Here is a 4,479-nt window from a genome sequence, read left to right on the forward strand (position 1 = left end):
AATGTGTTTGGGAAGTGCGGTGTCCAAGAGTTCCGGTCTCGGTCGGAGAAAAGACGATCCTGCGTCACATCGTATGACAGTGGCAAACCTTCAGTCGTGGCGGATCATCCAGCGGGCGAGGCGTCCGGGGGGCAGGCCAGGGCAAAGGTAGCGATTTGGCGGGACCACGTCTGGATGGGAATCGCGTCCAGGCTGCTGTGCGACCGCCTGTGCCGCCAAGCGACCGCTGATCACGGCGCCTTCCATCGTGGCCGGCCAACCCGTTTGCGTCCAATCCCCCGCCAGAGCGAGCCAGGGCAGTTGCGTGGTCGCAGCCGGACGGATCGCATCGACATCCGGACGCAACGAAAACACGCTGTTTGGGTCGGTGACCAAGCGGTGACGCAACAGGCTTGCGTTTCTGGCGGCCGGAAAGGCGTGTCGAAGTTCGGCCAAAACGGTGTCGATCAGTTCCTGTTTGGACCCCGAAATCGATTCCTTGGACGCGCTGATCACCACCTGATAGTAATATTGCGACGGCTCATCGGTGGATGTCGCGGCCGGCGGGTGATGCGAATCAAACGGGTCACGGAACAGCCACTGTGCGGTCGTGCCCACCATCACTGCATGATCCAATGCCGTGATGGGCGAATCAAACCAGAGATGCAGCCCCGTGATGGGAGACGACGGGATTTGCGAAATCGCGTCCACGTCCGGCAACCGACTTCGATCCGCGTCAGGCCATCGGTCGAACAGTTTGTCGATTCGGTGCCAAGGGACGGCGCAGATCACGGCGTCGGCATCCAAGCCGCCTGATGCGGTGATCACACGTGCTTCGGGGGTGATTTGTTCCACGGTGTGCCCGGTCCGAATCTCCACGCCTCGACCGGTCAACACTGCCGAGAGCTGACGCCCAAACAACTCGGCCAGCGGCAGAGTGGGAACCAGCACATCGCTGGCACCGCGGGCGATCGCGAATCCGTCGATCAGCACCTTGCGGGCGGCAGCCATCGAGACGTGTCCGGTCGTTTCTCCCAAGGCGCTGACCAGGATCACGTCCCAGAACTCCCGCACGCTGTCGTCGCTTTGACCCGCGTGGGCCAGCCATTGCCGGGCGCGGCAGTCCCCCAACGCTCGCGGCGGCGTCCGCATCAGTTTCCACAGCCCGCAAAGAATCTCGCGTTTCTGCCGGGCGGCGAGGTAACGCTGCGCACCAATGGTCCCCAACAAGTGCAACGGCGGCGGCAGCCAACGGTTCGGTGCGAATCGACTCGGCGGATGATCGGGGTGCAAGAACGTCAGCGAACGGTAGCGTCGGAAGTATTGTTGCAAACCACATCGATCCAGCATCTCGATCAAGTTGGTGCAGCAACCCATCGCGGCATGCTGGCAATAATCGACTGCCGTTTCCGTCTCGGGATCGACGTAGGATCCGGCGCGGCCGCCGGGGATCCGTTTGGATTCCAGCAGCGTGACTTGATCGTCGGGATGAACCCGCGAGAGTGTCTCGGCGGCGGCCATCCCGGCCAACCCGCCGCCGACGATCACGACACGCTGTCCGGTCACGCGCCGGCCTCGGTGACTTCGATCGGTGGCACGGGCAGACGATGAAAAATCGGCTTGAGGAAGTGCTGGGAAACGAGGCCGAGTTTCGTCGCAGTGCTCAGTTCGACCCGCCGCGTCGCGACCGCGCGTGGGTTTTCCGCGATGCGATCGAGCAGTCGACGGTAGGTCCGCCACATCATCGAAAACATCGGGCGGCCGTCGGGGCCGAGTGAATCCCAAACCTGCCAGCCGCTGACATAAAGTGTTTTGGCGCGACGGATTTCGTCTTCGATCAGACAAACCAAGCGGTCGTCCGGACGCGGTTCCAGCAGATCATCTTCGCACAATCCGTGTTGGGCAAAGTGCTGGCGGGGCAAGTAAATCCGTCCCCGCTGGGCGTCTTCGGAAATGTCGCGCAGGATGTTGGTCAGTTGAAACGCCAGTCCACAGTCGACGGCCGCACGCATGGGCAACGGGGCGTCGAATTCCCAGATGTGCAGACACGCCAACCCGACGGCCGATGCGACCAGGTAACAATAATGTTCCAGCTGTTCGTAGGTGTCGAAACGCGTTTTCTGTTGGTCGGCCAGGACGCCGTCGACGATTTCCAACAGGTAGCGAGTAGGGATTTCAAACCGTCGCGTCGTGTCGCGCAGCGCCGGCATGATTTCTTTGGCATGACGAAACAGATCGATCGGCCAGTCCGACGTGTCGTCGGCCAATCCCGGAGACAGCGGCACATGGTCCACCGGGGTGTCGCTGATCAGGTTCAGTGCCGTGGTTTGTCGCCACCAATCCAGCCAGCGGGTTCGCAGCGCCGCCGGTTCGTCGCAATCGCCGATGTCATCGGTGATCCGGGCGAAGGCGTAGAGCGCGCACATGGCGTTGCGTTTTTCGCGTGGCAGCAGCCAAAACGAGCGATAAAAGTTGCTGCCGCTGCGGCGCGAAATGCGTCGCACCCGTCGGTAGCTGTCGGTCGTGATGGAAGCGGATCGCATGATTACAGTTTGCCGAACAATGCACGCCCGACGAGCAGTCCTTGTTTGATTTTCCCAACTTTGGGCCGGACACGCAGGACATCGAAGTCGATGGCTCGAATCGCGTCGAGCGTCGCCAGACCGCCGTGGGCGAACAGTTTGATGTCGCTGCGCAGCCAAGCGGGGACATGATCGACCAGAGGCAATCCGCGATGGAAATAATTCTCGGCTTGGTCGCACAGAAAAGCGAGCAATTCACGCAGGGCTGGGGGCGTGGACGGTTCGGCGAGCATCGACACGCTGACGCCAAACCGCTCGCGGACGTCGGCGGGCATGTAAATCCGGCCGATCGCGTGATCTCGCGAAATGTCTTGCCAAAAATTGGCCAGCTGCAGTCCGGTGCAGATTTCGTCCGACAGGGCAGCCGTTGTCGGGTCGAGGGAATCGGCCAATTGCAGCACCAGACGTCCGACCGGATTGGCCGAACGCGAACAATAATCGATCAGTTGGGGCGTCGATTCGTATAGTTTGATCTGTTGGTCTTGCCGAAACGCCGACAACAGATCATCAAAGGGGCGTTTGTCCAGGCGATAGGTTGCGACGGTGTCGGCCAAGGCGGGGAAGAGTCCCTCTGTCGGGGTCTGGCTGTTCGTCGGGGCCTGGCTGTCCGCTGGAGGCTGGCCGGCAAACAACCGGTCGATCTGGTGTTGCAAGCGGTCCAGGCCAGCCAGGGCGGTGCGGTCGTCGGCCGATTCGTCCGCGACATCGTCGGCGGTACGACAAAACGCGTAAATGTTGTAAAACGGTTGTCGCATTCGCCGCGGCAGTAAAATAGAAGCGACGAGGAAGTTTTCGTAGTGGGACGTGGCGAGCTGACGGCAATACCGCTGGCTTTTTTTTAACTCGATCGGCGGCGTGGTTCCGGACGACATTCAGGATTGATTCAATGAAAATTGTGCTGGCCGCCCCCCGGGGATTTTGTGCGGGGGTCAACATGGCTGTCGACTCGTTGGATTTGACGCTCCAACATTTTGGCGCTCCGGTCTACGTGTACCACGAGATCGTACACAATCAGTTCGTGGTCGACACGTTCAAGCAAAAAGGGGCGGTGTTTGTCGATTCGGTCGAGGAGGTGCCCGAGGGAAGCGTGCTGATGTTTTCCGCACACGGCGTGTCGCCGGCAATCCGCGCCGCCGCCGCCGCTCGCAACCTGACCGCACTGGACGCCACCTGTCCGCTGGTCACCAAGGTTCACTTGGAAGCGATCAAGTACGCCAAGCTGGGCTACACGATCGTCTTGATCGGGCACCAAGGGCACGATGAAGTGATCGGGACGATGGGCGAGGCGCCCGAAGCGATCGTGTTGGTCGAAGATGAACAGGATGTGCAGACGTTGGAGGTCGCCGACGAATCAAAGATCGCCCTGTTGACGCAAACCACGCTCAGCGTCGATGACGCCAACCGAATCATCACCAAGCTGCGGGAGCGGTTTCCGATGATCCAAAGTCCGCCCAAAGGCGACATCTGTTACGCCACCCAGAATCGACAAGATGCCGTCAAAATACTGTCTGAAGACGCCGACGTCGTCGTCGTGCTCGGTAGCCAAAACAGCAGCAACAGCGCCCGCTTGCGGGAGTTGGCTGCCGACCGCGGAAAGCGCGCGTTCCTCGTCGACGGGCCGGGCGATTTGAAACGGGACGATTTCCGTGACGCCGACACGGTGCTGATCACCGCCGGGGCCAGTGCGCCCGAATCGGTGGTGCAAGAGACCATTGATTGGCTCCGGCAAGAATTCGACGCCAGCGTGGAAACGGCGACCGTGCGGGAAGAATCGGTGGAGTTTCCGTTGCCGAAACCGTTGCGGGCGATCTCGGCTGCGAAGTGACGTCGCGGTGGGATGGCAAAACGATGGGGGCAAAACGATGGGGGCAAAACGATGGGGGCACAACGATGGGGGCAAAACGATGGGGGCAAAACG

The 4,479-nt window shown here is 61.0% G+C and carries 4 protein-coding genes; 1 reads left to right on the forward strand and 3 read right to left on the reverse strand.

Translation table 11 applies throughout. The features are described 5' to 3' along the window. Nucleotides 1-90 precede the first annotated feature (90 nt). The 3 genes from hpnE to hpnC are packed head-to-tail and all read right to left on the reverse strand — an operon-like array spanning nt 91 to nt 3,433. Nucleotides 91-1,545 carry a hydroxysqualene dehydroxylase HpnE gene (gene hpnE / locus ABX749_RS23440; protein ID WP_372898133.1) on the reverse strand — a complete coding sequence of 485 codons (1,455 nt, stop codon included), beginning with the start codon at nt 1,543-1,545 and terminating at the stop codon, nt 91-93. Further along, nucleotides 1,542-2,522 (reverse strand): phytoene/squalene synthase family protein, encoded by a 981-nt coding sequence (locus ABX749_RS23445; RefSeq protein ID WP_372898134.1) that lies wholly within the window; start codon nt 2,520-2,522, stop codon nt 1,542-1,544. Before ABX749_RS23445 ends, hpnE begins: the two co-directional genes overlap by 4 nt. Before the next feature lie 2 nt (nt 2,523-2,524). Beyond that, nucleotides 2,525-3,433, reverse strand: coding sequence for a squalene synthase HpnC (gene hpnC / locus ABX749_RS23450; protein WP_372898135.1), 909 nt, complete (start codon nt 3,431-3,433; stop codon nt 2,525-2,527). A gap of 14 nt (nt 3,434-3,447) precedes the next feature. Here hpnC and ispH point away from each other — a divergent pair, with 14 nt between their 5' ends. Then, nucleotides 3,448-4,386: a 4-hydroxy-3-methylbut-2-enyl diphosphate reductase gene (ispH, locus tag ABX749_RS23455; RefSeq protein ID WP_372898136.1), complete on the forward strand. Its 939-nt coding sequence runs from the start codon at nt 3,448-3,450 to the stop codon at nt 4,384-4,386. The last annotated feature ends 93 nt before the right edge of the window (nt 4,387-4,479 follow it).

This window comes from Stieleria sp. (assembly GCF_041595215.1).
GTDB lineage: Bacteria > Planctomycetota > Planctomycetia > Pirellulales > Pirellulaceae > Stieleria > Stieleria magnilauensis.